Origin of the sequence: Spiroplasma sp. ChiS (assembly GCF_002968355.1) — a bacterium.
Lineage (GTDB): Bacteria > Bacillota_I > Bacilli_A > Mycoplasmatales > Mycoplasmataceae > Spiroplasma > Spiroplasma citri.
The window spans coordinates 1-814 of record NZ_PUUH01000212.1; the positions used below are offsets into that span (position 1 = coordinate 1).

The 814-nt window shown below is 23.5% G+C and carries 2 protein-coding genes; both read left to right on the top strand.

Annotation, left to right across the window (positions count from 1 at the left end; translation table 4 throughout):
- The coding region (locus C6B38_RS10150; RefSeq protein ID WP_162475901.1) for a hypothetical protein at nt 1-285 on the top strand (285 nt) is incomplete at its 5' end.
- Nucleotides 286-287: 2 nt separating this feature from the next.
- On the top strand, nt 288-814 hold a 527-nt coding region (locus C6B38_RS05750), incomplete at its 3' end, for a phage terminase large subunit (protein ID WP_146693333.1).

Consider the following 814-nt stretch of genomic DNA (forward strand, 5'->3'; position numbering starts at 1 on the left):
GATAAACTCAACCTTTCTAGCAGATGAAGACATGAAACTTACAAGAGCGAAAAGATAATACCTTTAATACAACGACAAGTTGATAAAATTGAAAGTGAATTAATTAAAGCAATGGTTAAAACACCTGATGGAGTAAAAACATATTGACAACGAGCATTTAATTATAAATATTCATTACAAGAAAAACAATTAGAACAAGAATTAAACTTAAATAATCAACAACCAATCATTGTTAATTTACAAACTGATATTAGAGATATTAAAAATGATGATAAGGAAAAATAATAATGCTTAATCATTTTACTTATTTGTTAGAAATTCCTTATTGGTTATTACAAAATAGTAGTATTGGTAATAAATATCCATTTGCTAAGAAATATGAGTTAGTTAATGAAATTAATCAAATTGGAACACGATATAGTGGTAAGACTATTTCAAATATTAAAATGTTTGGTGAATTATTAAAAATTAGTTTATTAATTAAAGAACCAATTTGTATAATTGCTAGTATGTATTGGAGTAAAGATTTAAAAGATAGTGTATTTCAAAATATATGAAATATGTTAGATGAAAATAATATTCCTTATACTATTAATTTATCAAATTTTACTTTTACTTTATCAAATGGTAGCAAAATATATTGTAAAGGTTTACATTCACCAAGTCGGAAAGAAAAATTGAAAGCCTTTTCTGACTTAAACAAATATAAATTAGTAATTGATTGACGAGAAGAATGTGATCAATTTCAACAAAAAGACTTAAGTGATTTAGAGTTTGCTATTCGTGGTTATCAAAATAAAATAACAATTAATAC